A 16,623-nucleotide genomic window follows, 5' to 3' on the forward strand; every position below is an offset into this window, starting at 1 on the left:
CGGACGCGGCAATGACATGACAGCCACACCCGGCATCCCTGGGTGCCCTGATCTTACGAATGACCAGAACGATCCCACGAAGAAAGGTATGGAAGGGCATGCGCGGCCAGTTGCGCCGACTCGCGGCATTGGCGGTACCCGTCTACGCGGAGCTGCTGTCCGGGGTGATCGCCTCGGTGATCGGGGCCCTCTGGGTGGCCGGTCTCGGCGGGGCCGCGGTCGCCGCCGTCACCCTGGCCGGCACCGTCGAGAACCTGCTGCTCGGCCTGGTCCTGGTGATCGCCTCCGGCACCAGCGTCAGGCTCTCCCACGCCCTCGGCGCCGGCGACCACGCCGAAGCCGCCCGGACCACCCACGCGGCCTGGCGGCTCTGTGCCGCCGTCAGCGCGGCGCTCGCCGTCCCCGGCTTCCTGCTGCGCGACCGGCTGGCAGGCGCCTTCCTGGACGGCGAAGCCGCCGAACAGGCCGCCGGTTACCTCGCCGTCGCGTTCCCGGCCTTCGCGCTCTTCGTCGGCCAGCGCGTCGCCGACGAGCTGTTCAAGGGCGCGGGCGATACCCGCACCCCGATGCGGATCGCCCTGCTCTCCAACGCGCTGCTGCTCCTCCTCGACCCCCTGCTGATCCTCGGCCCCGGGCCGCTGCCCGCCCTCGGCGTGCCGGGCGCCGCCCTGGCCCTGGTCCTCTCCCGGGCGATCGCCCTCGCCGTCACCCTGCGAGTGCGGCGACGGCGGCGACTACGGAAGCCGGTGAGACGCGAGGAACCGCAGCCGCAGGACCCCGGCGGCACCGGGGGAGCGGGCGCGGCGGCGGTACGGATCCTGCGCGCGGGCGCACCGTTCGGTCTGGACTTCACCGCCCGGATGGCCGTCGGAACCGCCCAACTCGGCCTGGTCGCGGGCTTCGGCGTCGCGGCGGTGGCCGGCTACGGCCTCGGCTACCGCGTCCTGCTCGTCGCCACCATGGCCTTCTACGCCCTGCGCCAGGCCGCCGCGATCGAGGCGGCACGGCTGACCGGCGCGGGAGAGGTCGCCGCGCTGCACACCCTGCGCCGCGCCACCGGACGCCTCGCCGCGCTGCTCGGTGGGGTGGCGGCGCTGCTCGCCGTCACGCTCGCCGTGCCGCTGACCGCGCTCTTCACCGAGGACCGGGCGGTGGCCGCGCAGTCCGTCGGCTTCCTGCGCTCGGCGGCCCTCTACCTGCTGCCGTACGCGCTGGTGGTGGCGGTCGGCGGAGTGCACCAGGCGGCGGGCGCCGGGCGCCCGCTGGTGGTCTCCGTCCTGCTCGGTCTCGGGGCCCAACTCGCCGCCTCGGCGGCCCTGTCCGGGCCGCTGGGGGTGTCGGGGGTGTGGCTCGGGCCTGCGGTGGGCGCGGCCGTGCAGCTCGCGCTGCTCGCCACACTGACACGGTCGCGGAGTCCGCGCGGGACTGTCGGTGGTGTGTGCCAGGGTGGGGGCCATGGCACACACCCCGGACGGGCGGCCGATCCCGCCCCCGCACACCGATGAACGCACCACGCTGGAGAACTGGTTGGACTTCCAGCGGGCCACGCTCGCCCGGAAGGCCGACGGCCTCGACGACCACCAGGTGCGGCTGGCGTCCGTCCCACCGTCCACGATGACCCTGCTGGGACTGGTACAGCACCTCGCCGAGGTCGAACGCACCTGGTACCAGCGGGTGTTCGCCGGGCAGGACGTCCCGCCGGTGTACGGCGCGGACAACGCCGACGGCTACGGGCTGGCCCCGGAGCGCGGGATGGCCGAGGCGCTGCGGGACTGGCAGACGGAGGTCGACCGGGGCCGGGAGCTGACCGCGGACAAGCCGCTGGAGGCGGCCGGCCCGCTCTCCCCGCAGGTCGCCGCGGTGATCGGCGCGGACAGCGTCTCGCTGCGCTGGATCCTGGTGCACCTGATCGAGGAGTACGCCCGCCACAACGGCCACGCCGACCTGCTCCGGGAGTCCGTCGACGGCGCCACCGGGGTGTGAACCAAACCGGGGTCTGACGGCACGGGCGTTGCTCAGCGCCGACCGGCGGACTCCGGCCGCGCGCCCGACGCCGGACCGGCGGCCCGGTCGGCAGCCCCACCGGCCGTCGGTCCGGCCGCCCGTCCGGTCAGCCGCGCGGCGAGCAGCGTCCCCGCGCCGGCCACCGCCGCCATGGTCAGCGCGGACGGCGCGAGCGCTGTGCCGGGGTCCGTACGGCCGGCGGCGGCGGTGGCCAGGGCGATGCCCAGCGCCGGGCCGATGTTCAGCACGGTCTGCTGCAGGCCGCCCGCGACCCCGGCCCGGGCGGCGGCCGCGCCCCGGACCACCATCGTGGTGGCGGTGGCCATCACCGCACCGAAGCCGGTGCCGAGCAGCGCGAAGCAGCCGCCGATCGCGAGCGTCCCGGTCCCGGTGCCGGTGCCGGTGCCGAGAAGTGCCGTGAGCAGCGCTCCCGTGGTGATCAGGGCCATTCCCGGCAGCACCACCGCCCGCTCGCCGTGACGTTTCGCCAGCCAGGCGGAACCGGGCGCCGCGAGGATCATCGTCACCGCGAGCGGCACCGCCCGCAGGGCGCTCCGCAGGGGGTCGAGCCCGAGCACGTCCTGGAGGTAGTAGGTGGCCGGGAAGAGCGTTCCCTGGAGCGCGGCGGAGGCGGCCAGCAGGACGACGAGGGGCGGCGCGACGGCCGTGGAGCGGAGCAGCGCGGGCGGCAGCAGGGGGTCGGCGGTCCGGCGTTCGTGGCGTACCAGGACGAGGGCGAGGACTCCGGCCGCGGTGAGGCCGAGCAGCGGAACGAGCGGTCGGCCGGTGTCCGGCAGCGTCACCAGGCTCTGCACCAGGAGGGCCAGCGCGAGTGCGAGCAGGGCGGCGCCGGGCAGGTCGAGCCGGCTGCCGTGCCGGCCGTCGTGCTCGCTGCCGTGCCGGTTGCCGCGCTCGGCGGCCGGGGATCGGGTGTCGGGCGATCCGGCTCCGGCCGGTACCGCGAGGGCCGCCAGGAGGGCGGCCGCGGCGGGCAGCAGGCCCAGCAGGAAGACCGACCGCCAGCCGAGGTGCGCGGTCAGTGCGCCGCCGACCAGCGGTCCGGCCGCCGCCGCGAGCCCGATGGCGGCGGTGCGGATCGCGATCGGGCCGGCCAGGCGGTCGGCGGGCCAGGCGGCCCGCAGCATGCCCAGGGTGGCCGGTTGCAGCAGCGCGCCGGCCGCGCCCTGCAGGACGCGCAGCGCGACGACCCAGCCGATGCCGGGTGCGACGGCGATCCCGAGCGAGGCGGTGGCGAAGCCGGTCACGCCGAGCGCGAAGACCCGCCGGTGCCCGTACCGGTCGCCGAGGCGGCCGGCGAAGACCAGCAGGGCGGCGACGGTGACCAGGTAGCCGGTGCTGGCCCACTGGACGGCGGCGACGGAGGCGTGCAGGTCGTGCTGGAGGGCCGGCCGGGCGACGGTCAGCGCGGTGCCGTCGACGGCGACCAGGACGGCGCCGGTGATGCTCGCGGCCAGGACGAGCCCCCGGTGGTGCCGTGGCGGGTTCACCGGGCCGAGGGGCCGAGGTGGGCGTCCAGCGTGGCGCGCAGCAGTGGCTCGACGGAGTCGTCGCCGGTGATGAGGCGCAGGCTGCCCCAGGTGCGCAGTTGGGCGAGGCCATGCAGGTTGGACCAGAGGGCGGCGGTGGCGGCGGCCGGATCGTCGGACTGCGGGTGCACCTCGGTGACCAGGCCGACGAAGGTGAGGAACAGCGGCAGGGTGGTGCGGCGGAGTTCGACGCCGCTGCCCTCCAGCAGGTCGTGACGGAACATCAGCTCGAACATGCCGGGGTTGGCGGCCGCGAAGCCGAGGTAGGCGCGGGCGAGCGCGTCGAGGCGGGTGCGCGCGTCGGCGCCGGTGGCGGCGGTGAGGGCGTCGGCGCCCGCGAGGGTGTCGGTGAGCCTGCCGAAGCCCTGCTGGGCGATGGCGGCGAGCAGTTCGCGGTGGGTGGGGAAGTGGCGGCGGGGCGCGCCGTGCGAGACCCCGGCGCGGCGGGCGATCTCGCGCAGGCCGAGCGCCTGGACGCCGCCCTCGGCCACCAACTCGACGCCGGCGGCCACCAGTCGGGCCCGCAGGTCCTGCTCCTGTTCGGTCATGAGGACACTGTCTACCAGCTGCGCGTAGACAGTGTCTACTCGCGGCCGCACCGATGCCCGGGCAGAATCGATCGCGTGACCGATCACGTGGACGAAGGCGGCGAGCCGGCCTGCTGGCTGGACCGGGTGTGCCCGGAGTGCGGACGACTGCGCGAGCGGACCGGCCCGGGCCCCTGCGAGAACTGCGGCGCGGACGACACTGACGGTGTGGACGCGCAGGACGACGGGCAGGGCGACGGGTCAGGCGACTGAGACCGACCCCGGCCCGGCCGGGGTCAGCCGGGCCGGCGCCCCGCGGAGCCGCCGCTACTGGGGCGGCTGGTCGCGGAACTGGTTCTTGAGCTGCTCCTGGGCGGCGTCGACCTGCCCGCTGTACTTGCCCTCGGTGCGCTGGTCGACGGCGTCGCCCGCCTTGTCGACGGCCTTGTCGGCCTGGTCCTCGTGGCCCTTCAGCAGGCTCTTGAGCTTATCCATCATGGACATCTGGTCACACTCCTGGATGAGACGCCCCCACCCCTCCAATATCGCCGCGTGCGCTGCGGTCCGCATCCCGCAAGGTGTGCGTAAAGGCTTGGCAACGGGATTCCGATCATGTCCAATCATGACCCTCACGGCCCGTCGGAAGGAGTCGCCCTGATGCTGCGCACCCGTCGCTCCACCTCGCCGCTCGACCGTTCCACCTCCTCGCCCGCCCGTTCCACCCCGTACGACCGCGCCACCTCCCCAGGACGCCCGCGAACCGCCGCCACCCGGCGGAGTGCGGGCGCCGCCCTGACCGTCGCCGCCCTGGTCGCCCCGCTGCTGCTGGCCGGCGCCGGCAGCGCCTCGGCCGACCCGGACCCGGCGCGCAAGGGCGCCAAGCTGGCCTCCCGGCTGGTCGAGGCGAGCAGCGCCCGGGACGCCCGGGCCACGCTGGCCGCGCTCCAGCTGATCGCGGACCGCAACGGCGGTACCCGGCCGGCCGGTTCGAAGGGGCACGACCAGTCCGCGCAGTACGTCTACGAGCAGGCGCGGCGGGCCGGACTCAACGTGTCCAAGCAGGAGTTCGTCTACACCTACTTCGAGGCCCGCTCCGAGCACCTCGACGTGGTCTCCCCGAAGGCCGAGTCGGTGCCGGTGATCGCCATGACGTACTCGGTGAGCGGTCCGGAGGCGGGCCTGACCGCGGACCTGGCGGTCGCTCCGGTCGGCGCCACCACCGGCTGCACGCCCGCCGACTACCCGGCGGGCGCCTTCACCGGCAAGATCGCCCTGATCCGGCGCGGCGGGTGCAGTTTCGCCGAGAAGCAGGCCGCTGCGGCCGGCGCGGGGGCGGCCGGGGCGATCATCTACAACAACACCGAGGGCAGCCTCAACGGGACGCTCAGCGAGCCGACGGCGGGGAGGATCCCGACCGGCGGGATCACCGAGGCCGCGGGCGAGGCGCTGGCCGCCCAGGCCGCCGCCGGGCCCGTCCGGGTGACCCTGGACATCCGCACCTTCATGGAGCAGCGCAAGACCTGGAACGTCATCGCCGAGACCCGCGGCGGCGACCCGAACCACACCGTGATGGTCGGCGCGCACCTCGACTCCGTCCCCGAGGGGCCGGGCATCAACGACAACGGCTCCGGCACGGCCGGAATCCTGGAGGTCGCGAGGAACCTCAGCGTCCACCCGGTGAAGAACAAGGTCAGGTTCGCCTGGTGGTCGGCCGAGGAGTTCGGCCTCAAGGGCGCCGAGAAGTACGTGAACTCCCTCTCCGAAGCGGAGAAGAAGAAGATCAGCCTCTACCTCAACTTCGACATGATCGCCTCCCCCAACTACGCGCAGTTCGTCTACAACGGCTCCGGTAGCGCCGGCGGGGACGCGGGCCCCGAGGGCTCGGCCCAGCTGGAGCGGGACATCAACGGCTACCTGGAGGGCCGGGGCCTGCCGCACGACCCGACCGCCTTCGACGGCCGCTCCGACTACGGTCCGTTCATCGACGCGGGCATCCCGGCCGGCGGCACCGACACCGGTGCCGAGAAGGTCAAGTCCCCGGAGCAGGCGGCCCGTTACGGAGGCACGGCCGGCGTCGCGTACGACCCGTGCTACCACAAGGCCTGCGACAACCTGGGCAACATCGACATGGGCGCCTTCGACGTCAACATCGACGTGATCGCGAACGCCGTCGGCACCTACGCCTGGGACCTCTCCTCGCTGCACCGGCCCGTCCCGGCCCAGCGCCCGGCCGTGAAGGCGGCGCCCGGCGCCGGCGCGGGCGCGACGGGTATCGGCGGCACCAACGGCGACCGCTCCCACGGCGTGGCGGCCTGACGCCCGGGTGGGCCCACCGCCACCCCTGGCCGGCGGGCCCACCCGACCGCCGTACGCGACTGCTCCATCCGGGACCTCCCTCCGTCATCGGCCCTGGTGGCCACGGGTGCCGTCACCGTAGCGGAGAGCACTGACAAATCCGGCCGCGGGCCGGTACGGTGCCGCGCGGGGCGCATCCGCCGAGACCCGGTGGGTGCGCCGAGCACGGTCCTGACACCATGGGACCGAGATCACGACACCGTGACACCCTCGGAGGAGTCAGCAACATGAGCACGCACTACGACGTCGTCGTCCTCGGCGCGGGCCCGGGCGGCTACACCGCCGCCGTCCGTTCGGCCCAGCTGGGGCTGAAGGTCGCGGTCATCGAGGCCAAGTACTGGGGCGGCGTCTGCCTCAACGTCGGCTGCATCCCCTCCAAGGCCCTGCTGCGCAACGCCGAGCTCGCCCACATCTTCACCAAGGAGGCCAAGACCTTCGGCATCAAGGTCGAGGGCCAGGTGACCTTCGACTTCGGCGAGGCCTTCCGGCGCAGCCGGTCGGTGGCCGACGGCCGGGTCAAGGGCGTCCACTACCTGATGAAGAAGAACGGCATCACCGAGTACGACGGCTGGGGCACCTTCGTCGACGACCACACCCTCCAGGTGGCGCTCAGCGGTGGCGGCTTCGACGTCGTCACCTTCGACCACTGCGTCATCGCCGCCGGTGCCACCACCCGCCTGCTGCCCGGCACCAGCCTGAGCGACCGCGTGGTCACCTACGAGGAGCAGATCCTCACCGAGCAGCTGCCGGAGAGCATCATCATCGCGGGCGCCGGCGCGATCGGCGTCGAGTTCGCCTACGTGCTGCACAACTACGGCGTGAAGGTCACCATCGTCGAGTTCCTGGACCGCGTGGTGCCGCTGGAGGACGTCGAGGTCTCCACCGAACTGGCCAAGCAGTACCGCAAGCTGGGCATCGAGGTGCTGACCTCCACCCGGGTCGAGTCGATCGACGACAGCGACCCGAACGCCAAGGTGCGGGTCACCGTCACCAAGGACGGGCAGCAGCAGGTGCTGGAGGCCGACAAGGTGCTCCAGGCGATCGGCTTCGCGCCGCGGGTCAACGGCTACGGCCTGGAGAACACCGGGGTCAAGCTCACCGACCGCAACGCCATCGCGGTGGACGGCCGCGGCCGCACCAGCGTCGAGCACATCTTCGCGATCGGCGACGTGACCGCCAAGCTGATGCTCGCGCACGCCGCCGAGACGATGGCCGTGATCGCCGCCGAGACCATCGGCGGGGCGGAGACCATGGAGGTCGACTTCGCCATGATCCCGCGCGCCACCTACTGCCAGCCGCAGATCGCCTCCTTCGGCTACACCGAGGCGCAGGCCCGCGACCTGGGCTACGACGTCAAGGTCGCCAAGTTCCCGTTCACCGCCAACGGCAAGGCGCACGGGCTCGGCCACCCGATCGGCTTCGTCAAGGTCATCAGCGACAGCACCCACGGCGAGCTGCTCGGCGCCCACCTGATCGGCCCCGAGGTCACGGAGCTGCTGCCGGAGCTGACGCTGGCCCAGCAGTGGGACCTGACCGTCCACGAGGTCGCCCGCAACGTGCACGCCCACCCGACCCTGGGCGAGGCGGTCAAGGAGGCCATCCACGGCCTCGCCGGTCACATGATCAACATGTGACGCGCCCTCCCCGAGCGCACGCCGCGCCCCCGTCGAGCGACCGCTCGGCGGGGGCGCGGCGCGGTTCCGCCCAAGGGCCAGGGGTGCTGGAAAGGGCCCCGTGGCCGTCAGGCGTGCCCGGCGATCAGGCCGAGCCGGCCGTCGAAGCGGCGGTAGAGCACCCGGCCCCGGCCGCTGACCGGGTGGGCGAAGAACAGGAACGGCAGCTCCGCGCCCGCCAGCCGGTCGACGGCCTGCGCCTCCGTCAGCCGGGGCGCGCCGTGCGGGCTGAGGGTGATCGGCGAGGTCCGGCGGCCGGGCGGACCGGCGGGGACGGTACGGGCGAGGCGGTAGCCGGTCGGCCCGACCCGGTAGACCACGGCGTCGGTCTCGGTCGCCGGATCGGTGAACAGGTGGATGTCGTAGTCCATCGCGTCCATGGTCCGGGCGGCGGCCGCCGGCGAGCACCACACCAGCGAGGGCTCCTTGCGGCGGACCACCCGGAGCTCGCGGACGGCCCCGCCGCCCGGCCCGCCGGAGGCCGGCCCACCGGAGTCCGGCGCACGGTGGCCCGGCCAGGGGCGCGGCGCCCAGGCCCCGGTGACGGCCCTGATCCTGCCGCGCAGCGCGTCACTCACCCGGTCGATCGAGTCGCCCAGCCCGGCCGCGGCCTCCTGGACGCGGATCCGCCGACCGTCCACCTCGGCGTTCACCTGCGCCAGCACGCCCCCGGCGACGGCCGCGAGCCGGACCCGCAGGGCCTCCACCAGCGTCCCGACCCCCGGAGCCGCCGCCGCGGCGGCCACCCGGGCCCGCGTCTCGGCCAGGACCTCGCCGGTCAGCCCCTCGAACGCCCTCACCGTGACCAACTCGCCCATCCCCAGGCCCTTCCACTCCCAGCCGGCGCATACCGGCGACCAGGATCCCGGGCCCCCGGCCGCGCGGCCAGGGCCCAACGGCCCCACTGCGGGGGGCCGGGCGGACCAGCCGGGCGGTGGGGAGGGCGACCCGTGCCGCCGGTGAACGGGATGGGAGAGGCACCGTGCCCGGGCTGGTAGGCGCCGGCACGGGGGAGCGTGGCGCGCTGCCGGTGTCGGCTGCCGACGGCGGACCGGGAGCCCGACGACGAGCCGGGCCTGTGACGAACAGGCGCCGCGCCCTCACCCGCCGGGCCGGCCGCCCCCGCCCGGCTCCGGGCGCCGACCCCGGTCCGCTCCGCGGCCGGGCCGGTCGCCCGCCGCAGCGGCCTGCGCCCCCGGGAGGTCGGGCGTGCCGCGGGTGCGCAGCTCGCCGAGCACCGCCCAGCCGACCGACACCACCGGCACCGCCACCACCGCGCCCAGGACCCCCGCCAGCACCGCGCCGCCGGCCACCGACACCGCGATCACCACCGGGTGGATGCGGACGGACCAGCTGAGCACCAGCGGATGCAGCAGATGCCCCTCGATCTGGCCGATGACCACGATCAGCGCGAGCACCAGCAGCGCGATCACCGGCCCCCGGGCGGCGAGCGCGACCACGGCGGCGACCGCCAGGGCGATCGGGGAACCGATCAGCGGGATGAGGGTCGCCGCGAACTCCAGCACCATCAGCGGCAGGACCAGCGGCACCCGCAGGATCGCCAGCGCGATGCCCACCAGCACCGCGTTGGAGGCCGCCACGATCAGCACGCCCCGGGTGTAGCCCGCGAAGGTGAGCCAGGCGGCGCGGCCGGCGCGGTCCCAGGCCGAACGGCTCCGGACCGGCAGCTGCCGCTGCGCCCAGGACCACATCCGGTCGCCGGAGTGGAGGAAGAACACCGAGCAGAACACCGCGAGCGCCAGCCCGGTGACCAGCTCGACGATCCGGCCGGCGCCGCTCAGCGCGGTGCTGAGCAGGGTGGAGCGGTGGGCCGAGATGAACGCGCCGATCTTGGCCCGCAGGTCGGTGACGGTGCCGGGCCGCAGGTGGAAGGGGGCGCCGGTGAGCCAGTGGTCGATCCGGGAGAGGCCGCCGCGCAGCTCGTTGCCCAGCCGGCCCCACTCGTCGGCGACGGTGGTGCCGACCAGCGCCAGCACCCCGCCGACGACCGCGAGGGCGCAGAGGAGGACGACCAGGACGGCGAGCGAGCGCGGCATGCCGCGGGCCAGCAGGTCGACCGGCGGGCGCAGCACGGAGGTGATCACCAGCGCTACGAACAGCGCGACGACCGGCAGTTCGAGCCGGGCGAGGACGTCGACGACCAGGTAGGCGGCGAGCCCGAGCAGCACCAGCCGCCAGGTGTACCCGGCCGTCGTCCGCAGTCCGGAGGGGACGTGCTCCCCGGACGGATACGGGTCGGGGCCCGGGCCCGGAGCCCCCGTCCGGGTCCGGCGCGCCGACACCCGGGGACGGCGGCTGCCCAGCGGCACGGGCCGCCGGTCCGGTCCGGCGCCGTTCACTCCCACGGGCGGTCTCCTCGGGCTCGGCCGGGTGTCGTCCTCTCACGTCACGATGACCCATGCCGCGACGGTTCGCCCTGCGGCGCCGCCGGGTCCCGTCACCCGGACAGCGGCATGCCGGCCGCGTCGGCGCGCGGGCGTGCCGGGCCCGGGCAGACACGGGAACGGCACCAGTCGCCCCGGGAAGGGCAATGGTCCTCCGTGTACAAGCGGCTGGATGGGGGGAGAATCCATGGCGCAGGGAGGGGGGAGAAGGAGGCCGAGATGAGAAGCCTCACCCGCCGCTACGCGGTGACGCTCCCCGGCCCGATCGGCGGGCACGCTCCACCGTCCGTCGTCGTCGTGTACGAGACGCAGGCCGTGGGGCCCGGCGGGGGCCTGGTCTGGGAGAGCTCGGACGGCGACCTTCGGGTGGAGATCACCGGCGGAGTGGCCACCGTCCTGGCGGCTCCCACAACGGGCAGGCGGCACCCCTGCCTGATGGCGGTGCCGCTGCCGTGAGCACCTCGTCGTGAGCCGTGAGCACCTCGTCGTGAACCGAGAGCGCGTCGTCGTGAACACGTGGGCCGTGAGCGCGTGGTCGTGGGCAGGTGGCCGAGCGCACACGGCCACGACGCGTGTCGAGAGGAAGAGGAAGGCGACGGAGGGCGGAGGTCGCAACGACAAGGTCACCGAGCGCTGGCGGCCAAGGCCTCGCGCACGGTGACCAGGCAGGGGTCGCAGTACCGGTCCGGCCCGGCCGCACCGGCGCCGTCGCCCACCGGGACGACGCGCTGGGAGGGCTCCAGGAACCGCCCGCACAGCGAGGAGCTCGCGTCGTCCTTGGCCACCACGTGCCACACCACGGCGGGTGGGGAGACCGCTGGGTCGTGCTCGGCCCACATCTCGTACACGGCGCTACCTCCGGATCGCTGGGGGCTCGGTGACTCCATGCAAACCCGCGGTCTGCCGAACGGCCACCGGGCCAGACCCGGTGGGATGGTTGAGGCGCCGGTGACGGTTGGGCGGGCGACGGTCGGGGGCCGCACGCTCAGTCCCGCCGGTGGGGGCCCGGGTGTCCTGGAGGCCCGGGAGGCCTGATTCCTGAGGCCGTGGTTGTCGGGGTGCCGGCCCGGTCGGCCCGGTCGCGGCCCTGGCCGGCGGCCATGCGGCGCCGGATCACCAGCAGGTCGAGCGCGGTGATGCCGGCGAACCCGGCGCACAGGGCGGCGAAGAAGGCGTAGGTCCCCTGGTTGGGCGCGGGGCCCGGGCCGGCCAGCGCGGCCAGCACGGCGAACGCCACCGCCCCGCCGAGGAACAGGACGAGGAAGACCCGGGAGAGCACCCGCCGCAGCTCCAGGTCCGATCGGGCGGTCACCGGCTCGGTGCCCCGGCGTACCGTCTCCTGCGGCCGGAGCTGGGGCATCGTCCGGCCGGGGCCCTGCGGGGTGTGCGGGAAGTCGTGGCGCTCGCCGCTCCGGCGGCGGGCCCCGCCCGCGTGCGGCAGGTCTGGGCTGGGTCGTACGGCCATGACGGCCCCCGAACGGATTCGGCCGGTTGTGTTCCGTCGGCGCGCCTACCCGGTTCCGGCGCCGGCACACGCCCGCGGAGCACCGGCCCGCCGATGCCCACCGTCGCCCGCCGCCCGAGCCCCGAAGCCCGGCGGATTCGGCCGCTGTTCACCGGGGCATGGCCCGCCCGATGATCTCCGACCAGTCCCGGTCCCTACCGTCAGGGCCCACACCACTTCCGGGAGCGAACATGCACGACAACCAGGCGACCGAGCACGAGTGCGGCTGCCCGCGGACGGCCGACCTCGACGGGGAGGGGCCGGCCGCGGACAGTCGGCGCCGGTTCCTGCGCGGGGCCGGTCTGCTGGGCGCGGGGGTCGGCACCGCCGGGCTCGGTCTGCTCGGCGCGGTGCCGGCGCAGGCGGCCGGGCCCGAGGCGGCGGGCGCTGCGGGTGCGGCCGTGAAGGCGCCCAGGAAGGGCAAGGGGAAGGGGCGGTGGCAGCCCGATCCGGACGCCCGGCAGTTCACCGTCGTGGTCATGCCGGACACCCAGTACCTGTTCGACCAGGACCGGATCCACCCGGCGCCGCTGGAGGCCTCGGTCCGCTACGTGCTGGACGGCGGGGTCAACCGGGAGGACGGGACGGACGACAACATCGTCTTCCTGGCCCACCTCGGCGACGTCACCGAGAACGGCCTGGCCGTCGAGTACGCCGCCGTCACCAAGGTGTTCGGCCTGCTGGACGACGCGGGCGCCGCCTACGGCGTGCTCGCGGGCAACCACGACGTCCGCTCCTCGACCGACGACCAGCGCGGCACCACCCCGTACCTGGAGACCTTCAGCAAGGCCAGGGCCGCCCGCACCTCCGGCTACCGCGGCTCCAGCCCGGACGGCTACAACACCTGCCACGTGTTCCGGGCGGCGGGCCGCGACTGGATGGTGCTCTCGCTGGACTGGCGGCTCTCCGACGCGGGCTTCGCCTGGGCGAACGGGGTGATCGCGGCGAACCCCAAGCTTCCGGTGATCCTGACCACCCACGACCTGGCGCACGCCGACGACGGCGGCCGCGCCGAGCTGTCCGACAACGGGAAGCGGCTCTGGGAGCGGCTGATCGACGGCAACGACCAGATCTTCCTGACCGTCAACGGGCACTACTGGCCGCCCGGGCGCACCGTGCTGCGGAACAGGGCCGGCCACGACGTGCACGTCCACATCACCAACTACCAGGACCGCTACTACGGCGGCGCGGCGATGATCCGGGCGTACCGGTTCGACCTCGACCGCGGCACCGTCGACGTGTCGACCTTCTCGCCGTGGATCCAGCAGATCGCGGCCGAGGAGCGCAACGCGCTGGCGGCCCAGCACGTCGAGCTGACCTCGGACGTGGACCGCTTCTCGCTCGCGATCGACTTCGAGCGCCGCTTCGCCGGCTTCGCACCCGTCCCGCAGCGCCCGGCGCGCCGGGCGAGGGAGCTGCTGGTCCGCGACACGGTGGCCTACTGGCGGTTCGACAACGGCGGCGCGGACGGTGCGGCCGTCACCCCGCAGCAGGTCGTCAAGGACCTGAGCGGGCAGGGCAACGACCTGCTCTGGCAGAGCGCCCCGGGCACGCCCGACGGCGCGCTCAGCTGGTCCGCCGAGCACCACCCGGACCAGCCGGGCCACGGCAGCCTGCTGTTCAGGGGCACCCGCTCGCCGGTCCGCGGCGGCTACCTGCAGACGGTGCCCACCGCGCCGGTGAACCGGGAGACCTTCGAGCGCGGGTTCACCGTCGAGGCCTTCTTCAAGCTGCCCGCCGACTGGGACTCCGCGCAGAGCCGCTGGTCCGCCCTGCTCAGCCGCTGGGGGACGAGCGCCGAGGCGGGCAGGAGCGGGCCCGGGACGGACGCCGACGAGCCGGTCGTGACGCTCAGCGTCTCCGAGGCGCCGGCCCTCCAGTGGTGCGTCTACCCGGTCAACCAGACCGGGGCGTCGACCTGTTGGGGCCACCAGCTGCCGCTGGACCACTGGTGGCACGTCGCGGTGGTCAACGACGGGAAGCTCAGCCGGATGTACGTCGACGGCTGCGAGGTGGCGCGCAACCCGGTGACGCCCGCGGTCGGGCTGACCACGCTGGGACGGCCGTGGATGCTGGGCGGCTACGCGTACGCGGGGGTGCTGGACAAGGTCTTCCACGGGTACATCGGGGACGTCCGGATCGTGAAGCGGGCGCTGCGGGTGGGCGAGTTCATGACCGCCTGACCCGCGCTCCCGCGCGGCACGGACACCGCCGGGCCCTGGTACGGGCCCGGCGGTGCGGTCGTTTCCGGGACGGCGAAACGGCGAACCGGCGAACCGGTGAAACGGCGAACGGCCGACGGCTGACGACCGCGCCGGAGCCGTCAGCCGAGCAGGGTGGCCTCGACCCCGGCGAGCACCGCCGCCAGGCCCTGCTCGAAGCCCTCGTCGAAGTCCTGGAACATCACCCGGCCCGATTCGGCGGCCAGCGGGTGGGCGGCCAGGCGCTCGGCGCGGGCGTCCAGGTCGTAGCCCTCCTCGCCGTCGAAGGGGTTGGGGCCCATCGCCTGCTCCTCGATGACGTAGCCGATGGTGTAGCTGTAGGCGGTCTGCCAGGCCCGGGCGGCGGCCACCGGGGTGAACCCGGACTCGACCAGCAGGCGCAGCCAGGTGTCCAGTTCGGCCGCGTAGCCGGTGTCGGTGAACCGGGAGCCGCTGTAGACCTTCGCGCCGTCGCGGTAGCGCAGCAGCTCGGCGCGCAGGGTGCGCATGGTCCGCAGGTAGGTCTCCCGCCAGTCGCCCGGGGCCGGGGCGCGACCGGCCCCGTCGGCCCCGTCGGCCCCGTCGGCCCCGCTGGCCGCGTCGGCCCCGTCCGCCCCGGCGCCCGCGTCCGCCGCCGCCCGGGCCGTCATGCGGCGCATCATCTCGGTCGCCATCTCGTCCAGCAGCGCCTGCTTGTCCTTGAAGTGCCAGTACAGCGCGGGCGCCTTGACGTCGAGCCGGGCGGCGATGGCGCGCAGCGTCAGGCCGTCCAGGCCGGCCTCGTTCAGCAGGTCCAGCGCGGTGTCGACGACCTGGCCGCGGTCGAGCTTGGGGGTTCTCTGGGGGGTCACGGTTGACAGTTTAACGCCGTTAAGTGCACGCTGTCGGCAACGGCTACTTAACAACGTTAAGGAGGTTGTCGTGGCTTCTCACGGCATGCACACGGACGTCCTGGTCATCGGCGCCGGGCCCACCGGACTGGCCCTGGCGCTCGACCTCGCCCGGCACGGCGTCGCCGCGCTGGTGGTCGAGCGCGGCGCCGAACTCTTCCCCGGCTCGCGCGGCAAGGGCCTCCAGCCGCGCACGCTGGAGGTGCTCGACGACTTCGGCGTGCTCGACCGGGTCCGCGCGGTCGCCGGGCACTACCCGCCCAACCTGTTCTGGCGGGACGGCGAACCGCAGGGCGAGCGCCGGATGTTCGACCCGACCGAGCCCTCCGAGGCCGAGCCGTACACCGAGGCGCTGATGCTGCCCCAGTGGCGCACCCAGCAGGTGCTGTACGGGCGGCTGCGCGAGCTGGGCGGCGAGGTCGCGTTCGGCCGGGAGCTGGTCGGCCTGGCGCAGGACGAGGAGGGCGTGACCGCCGAGTTCGCTACCGGCGGCCCGGTCCGGGCGCGGTACGTCGTCGCGGCGGACGGCGGCCGCTCGACGGTGCGGCGACTGCTCGGCATCGGGATGACCGGCGAGACCGTCGACCCGGACCCGATGCTGGTCGCGGACGTCCGGATCGACGGGCTGGACCGCGAGCACTGGCACGTGTTCGGCTCCGAGGAGGGGGTGCTGGCGATCTGCCCGCTCGGCGGCACCGAGGACTTCCAGCTGGTCGCCCAGTTCCCGGAGGGGACGGCCGTCGACCTCACCCTCGACGGGCTGCGCACGGTGGTCGCGGCCCGCTCCCACCTGGCCGCCGAGCAGGTCACCGAACTGCGCTGGATCTCCGAGTTCCGCCCGCGCGCCGCGCTCGCCGACCGCTTCCGCGCGGGCCGGGTCTTCCTGGCGGGCGACGCCGCGCACGTCCACTCGCCGGCCGGCGGGCAGGGCCTGAACACCAGCGTCCAGGACGCCTACAACCTGGGCTGGAAGCTGGCCGCGGTGCTGACCGGGCGAGCAGGGGAGGGGCTGCTCGACAGTTACCAGGAGGAGCGCCGCGGCAACGCGGCCGCGATGCTGGAACTGTCCACCAGGGTCCACCGCGGCGAGCAGCGCCGGGGCCGGGCGACCCAGCAACTCGACCTCGGCTACCGGGAGTCCGCGCTCTCGGTGGAGACCCGCCAGGACCTCCCGGCGGACGCGCTGCGGGCCGGCGACCGCGCCCCCGATGGCCGCCGGGGCGGCACCCGACTGTTCGACGCCTTCCGCGGCCCGCACTGGACGCTGCTCACCGTCGGCACGGACGCCCCGCTGCCCGCCGTCACCGCCCCGGTGGTCCGCATCCCGGCCTACGAGGCGTACGGCACCGGGGTGTTCCTGGTGCGGCCGGACGGCTACCTCGGGTGGGCCGGCGCCACGGCCGACGGCCTCGCGGCCTACGCGGGGCGGCAGGGGCTGCTCGCCCCCTGAGGAGCCCGGGGGGGTGCCCGGGCCGGCCGGCGACGCCGGTTCGCCGGGCGCGGTGGAAGCGCGGACA

At 74.6% G+C, this 16,623-nt stretch carries 16 protein-coding genes; 8 read left to right on the forward strand and 8 right to left on the reverse strand.

The window, feature by feature from the left end; all coding sequences use genetic code 11:
* Positions 1 to 98: 98 nt before the first annotated feature.
* Together ACFVU7_RS22410 and ACFVU7_RS22415 are read left to right on the forward strand one after the other, a co-directional pair.
* Positions 99 to 1,505 carry an MATE family efflux transporter gene (locus tag ACFVU7_RS22410; RefSeq protein WP_388046662.1) on the forward strand — a complete coding sequence of 469 codons (1,407 nt, stop codon included), beginning with the start codon at positions 99 to 101 and terminating at the stop codon, positions 1,503 to 1,505.
* Entirely contained in the window at positions 1,456 to 1,983 is a 528-nt protein-coding gene (locus ACFVU7_RS22415; RefSeq protein WP_074003529.1) for a DinB family protein, read from the forward strand. Before ACFVU7_RS22410 ends, ACFVU7_RS22415 begins: the two co-directional genes overlap by 50 nt.
* Before the next feature lie 32 nt (positions 1,984 to 2,015).
* On the opposite strand, the gene ACFVU7_RS22420 is transcribed toward ACFVU7_RS22415, so the two are convergent.
* Positions 2,016 to 3,512 (reverse strand): MFS transporter, encoded by a 1,497-nt coding sequence (locus tag ACFVU7_RS22420; protein WP_388046664.1) that lies wholly within the window; start codon positions 3,510 to 3,512, stop codon positions 2,016 to 2,018.
* Positions 3,509 to 4,099 carry a TetR/AcrR family transcriptional regulator gene (locus ACFVU7_RS22425; protein WP_388046665.1) on the reverse strand — a complete coding sequence of 197 codons (591 nt, stop codon included), beginning with the start codon at positions 4,097 to 4,099 and terminating at the stop codon, positions 3,509 to 3,511. Before ACFVU7_RS22425 ends, ACFVU7_RS22420 begins: the two co-directional genes overlap by 4 nt.
* A 75-nt stretch (positions 4,100 to 4,174) precedes the next feature.
* On the opposite strand from ACFVU7_RS22425, the gene ACFVU7_RS22430 reads away from it, so the two are divergent.
* The gene (locus ACFVU7_RS22430) at positions 4,175 to 4,351 is read left to right on the forward strand and encodes a hypothetical protein (protein WP_388046667.1); all 177 of its coding nucleotides are present in this window, start codon (positions 4,175 to 4,177) and stop codon (positions 4,349 to 4,351) included.
* Between the two features lie 54 nt (positions 4,352 to 4,405).
* Here the strand turns inward: ACFVU7_RS22430 and ACFVU7_RS22435 are convergent, their stop codons facing one another.
* Positions 4,406 to 4,582: an antitoxin gene (locus tag ACFVU7_RS22435; RefSeq protein WP_049656309.1), complete on the reverse strand. Its 177-nt coding sequence runs from the start codon at positions 4,580 to 4,582 to the stop codon at positions 4,406 to 4,408.
* A gap of 153 nt (positions 4,583 to 4,735) precedes the next feature.
* On the opposite strand from ACFVU7_RS22435, the gene ACFVU7_RS22440 reads away from it, so the two are divergent.
* Both ACFVU7_RS22440 and lpdA read left to right on the forward strand, forming a co-directional pair.
* A complete protein-coding gene (locus tag ACFVU7_RS22440) occupies positions 4,736 to 6,394 on the forward strand; it encodes a M28 family peptidase (protein ID WP_388046669.1) in 1,659 nt (552 codons plus the stop codon).
* A gap of 266 nt (positions 6,395 to 6,660) precedes the next feature.
* Complete coding sequence (gene lpdA / locus ACFVU7_RS22445; RefSeq protein ID WP_074003526.1) at positions 6,661 to 8,067, forward strand: dihydrolipoyl dehydrogenase; 1,407 nt, start codon at positions 6,661 to 6,663, stop codon at positions 8,065 to 8,067.
* A gap of 107 nt (positions 8,068 to 8,174) precedes the next feature.
* Here the strand turns inward: lpdA and ACFVU7_RS22450 are convergent, their stop codons facing one another.
* Together ACFVU7_RS22450 and ACFVU7_RS22455 are read right to left on the reverse strand one after the other, a co-directional pair.
* The gene (locus tag ACFVU7_RS22450) at positions 8,175 to 8,924 is read right to left on the reverse strand and encodes a sigma 54 modulation/S30EA ribosomal C-terminal domain-containing protein (RefSeq protein WP_388046671.1); all 750 of its coding nucleotides are present in this window, start codon (positions 8,922 to 8,924) and stop codon (positions 8,175 to 8,177) included.
* Positions 8,925 to 9,206: 282 nt separating this feature from the next.
* Entirely contained in the window at positions 9,207 to 10,472 is a 1,266-nt protein-coding gene (locus ACFVU7_RS22455; RefSeq protein WP_388046673.1) for an AI-2E family transporter, read from the reverse strand.
* Positions 10,473 to 10,730: 258 nt separating this feature from the next.
* On the opposite strand from ACFVU7_RS22455, the gene ACFVU7_RS22460 reads away from it, so the two are divergent.
* Positions 10,731 to 10,967 carry a DUF6296 family protein gene (locus ACFVU7_RS22460; protein WP_388046675.1) on the forward strand — a complete coding sequence of 79 codons (237 nt, stop codon included), beginning with the start codon at positions 10,731 to 10,733 and terminating at the stop codon, positions 10,965 to 10,967.
* A 167-nt stretch (positions 10,968 to 11,134) separates the two neighbouring features.
* Here ACFVU7_RS22460 and ACFVU7_RS22465 read toward each other — a convergent pair whose 3' ends face one another.
* Both ACFVU7_RS22465 and ACFVU7_RS22470 read right to left on the reverse strand, forming a co-directional pair.
* The gene (locus tag ACFVU7_RS22465) at positions 11,135 to 11,359 is read right to left on the reverse strand and encodes a hypothetical protein (RefSeq protein ID WP_049656887.1); all 225 of its coding nucleotides are present in this window, start codon (positions 11,357 to 11,359) and stop codon (positions 11,135 to 11,137) included.
* A gap of 137 nt (positions 11,360 to 11,496) precedes the next feature.
* Positions 11,497 to 11,976 (reverse strand): DUF6343 family protein, encoded by a 480-nt coding sequence (locus ACFVU7_RS22470; RefSeq protein ID WP_388046677.1) that lies wholly within the window; start codon positions 11,974 to 11,976, stop codon positions 11,497 to 11,499.
* Between the two features lie 230 nt (positions 11,977 to 12,206).
* Here ACFVU7_RS22470 and ACFVU7_RS22475 point away from each other — a divergent pair, with 230 nt between their 5' ends.
* A complete protein-coding gene (locus ACFVU7_RS22475) occupies positions 12,207 to 14,198 on the forward strand; it encodes a LamG-like jellyroll fold domain-containing protein (protein WP_388046679.1) in 1,992 nt (663 codons plus the stop codon).
* A 140-nt stretch (positions 14,199 to 14,338) separates the two neighbouring features.
* Here ACFVU7_RS22475 and ACFVU7_RS22480 read toward each other — a convergent pair whose 3' ends face one another.
* Positions 14,339 to 15,067: a TetR/AcrR family transcriptional regulator C-terminal domain-containing protein gene (locus ACFVU7_RS22480; protein ID WP_388046681.1), complete on the reverse strand. Its 729-nt coding sequence runs from the start codon at positions 15,065 to 15,067 to the stop codon at positions 14,339 to 14,341.
* Positions 15,068 to 15,152: 85 nt separating this feature from the next.
* Here ACFVU7_RS22480 and ACFVU7_RS22485 point away from each other — a divergent pair, with 85 nt between their 5' ends.
* On the forward strand, positions 15,153 to 16,556 hold the full coding sequence (locus ACFVU7_RS22485) for an FAD-dependent monooxygenase (protein WP_388046942.1): 1,404 nt from the start codon (positions 15,153 to 15,155) through the stop codon (positions 16,554 to 16,556).
* Positions 16,557 to 16,623 lie beyond the last annotated feature (67 nt).

Source organism: Kitasatospora sp. NPDC058046, from assembly GCF_042885595.1.
Lineage (GTDB): Bacteria > Actinomycetota > Actinomycetes > Streptomycetales > Streptomycetaceae > Kitasatospora.

Bases quoted from the DNA above. Each gene is read 5' to 3' on its own strand.
- ACFVU7_RS22410 (WP_388046662.1), top strand. From the start codon at position 99: ATGCGCGGCCAGTTGCGCCGACTCGCGGCATTGGCGGTACCCGTCTAC.
- ACFVU7_RS22415 (WP_074003529.1), top strand. From the start codon at position 1,456: ATGGCACACACCCCGGACGGGCGGCCGATCCCGCCCCCGCACACCGAT.
- ACFVU7_RS22425 (WP_388046665.1), bottom strand. From the start codon at position 4,099: ATGACCGAACAGGAGCAGGACCTGCGGGCCCGACTGGTGGCCGCCGGC.
- ACFVU7_RS22435 (WP_049656309.1), bottom strand. From the start codon at position 4,582: ATGTCCATGATGGATAAGCTCAAGAGCCTGCTGAAGGGCCACGAGGAC.
- ACFVU7_RS22440 (WP_388046669.1), top strand. From the start codon at position 4,736: ATGCTGCGCACCCGTCGCTCCACCTCGCCGCTCGACCGTTCCACCTCC.
- lpdA (WP_074003526.1), top strand. From the start codon at position 6,661: ATGAGCACGCACTACGACGTCGTCGTCCTCGGCGCGGGCCCGGGCGGC.
- ACFVU7_RS22450 (WP_388046671.1), bottom strand. From the start codon at position 8,924: ATGGGCGAGTTGGTCACGGTGAGGGCGTTCGAGGGGCTGACCGGCGAG.
- ACFVU7_RS22460 (WP_388046675.1), top strand. From the start codon at position 10,731: ATGAGAAGCCTCACCCGCCGCTACGCGGTGACGCTCCCCGGCCCGATC.
- ACFVU7_RS22470 (WP_388046677.1), bottom strand. From the start codon at position 11,976: ATGGCCGTACGACCCAGCCCAGACCTGCCGCACGCGGGCGGGGCCCGC.
- ACFVU7_RS22475 (WP_388046679.1), top strand. From the start codon at position 12,207: ATGCACGACAACCAGGCGACCGAGCACGAGTGCGGCTGCCCGCGGACG.
- ACFVU7_RS22485 (WP_388046942.1), top strand. From the start codon at position 15,153: ATGCACACGGACGTCCTGGTCATCGGCGCCGGGCCCACCGGACTGGCC.